Annotated in this window: 1 protein-coding gene; it reads left to right on the top strand. The window is 60.0% G+C overall.

Going from position 1 to position 1,291, the window contains the following annotated elements; all coding sequences use genetic code 11:
* A partial coding sequence (locus AC066S_RS38845; RefSeq protein WP_478271913.1) for an AMP-binding protein occupies positions 1 to 1,291 on the top strand: 1,291 nt, incomplete at both ends.

Here is a 1,291-nt window from a genome sequence, read left to right as displayed (position 1 = left end):
TGAGTGTCGAAGCTGCCGGGGACGAGATTGATCAGGCTAAGTTCGATCTGGAGCTGAGCCTTGGCGAGCATGGCGCGGAGATCGCCGGAACGCTGGCTTATGCCACGGCGCTATTTGATCAGGCGACGATCGAGCGGCAGCGTGGTTATCTGCTGGCGCTGTTGCGGGCGATGGCTGCCGATGCGCAGCAAGAGGTCCGCCGGATTGAGCTGCTGTCGACTGCCGAGCGCACCTATCTGCTGGAGGAGCTGAACCGAACGGCGGCGCCATATCCTGCGGAGCGGTGTATCCACGAGCTGTTCGAGGCGCAGGTGCACAAGGCGCCGGATGCGGTGGCGGTGGTCTGCGGTGATGAGCGGCTGAGCTATGGCGAGCTCAATGCGAGGGCCAACCGCCTGGCACATCACCTGATCGCTCTCGGCGTCAAACCTGGGGATCGCATTGCCACCGTGCTGGACCGCTCCGCCGCTCTTGTGGTGGCACAGCTGGCGGTTCTGAAGGCGGGCGGGGTGTATGTACCGATCGATCGCGCCCTTCCGGTGGCGCGACAAGAATTGTTGATGGCCGATTGTGCTGCACGCTTGGTGCTTTGCGGGGATGATCTCGTTGAGGCGACCATACCTGTTCGTGCTATTGAGCCGCTCATAGCTGGCACGGAATGTAGTTCCGATCCTGGGCTGGCGTTGAGCGCTGAAACCGCCGCTTACGTCATGTACACCTCCGGCTCAACTGGCCTTCCCAAAGGAGTTGTTGTTCCTCATCGTGCCGTCAACCGGCTCGTGATCAACAGTGGGTATGTGAAGATCGATGCAGGAGATCGGGTGGCATGGGCTGGCAATCCCTCCTTCGACGCAAGCACATTCGAGGTATGGGCACCGTTGCTTAACGGTGGTTGCATTGTTGCCATGCATGCGGCCACGGTCAGGGATACTGCTAGTGTTGCCCGGGCGCTTGAACAGCATCGGGTGACGTCACTGTTTCTGACAACAGCATTATTCAACCAATATACATCCTCGATTGCTCCGAAGTTGGCGCAACTGAAGCACCTCCTCTGTGGGGGTGAGCGCGGTGATCTTGCCTCATTTCTAAGATTGTTGAAAGAAAAGGGCCCCGTACGTCTCATTCACTGCTATGGGCCCACCGAGACGACCACCTTCGCGACGTTCTGGACTTGCCCGGCTGATTTCAATGGGTCGGTGGTCCCGATCGGGCGTCCAATTGCCAACACGCGGGTGTACCTGCTGGATGGTGATCGCGCGCCCGTGCCGTTCGGTGCGGTGGGCGAGCTTTA

Source organism: Bradyrhizobium sp. CFUWI (genome assembly GCF_056429085.1).
The sequence above is the reverse complement of the archived record's forward strand: the minus strand, read 5'-3'. Positions and strand labels throughout refer to the sequence as shown.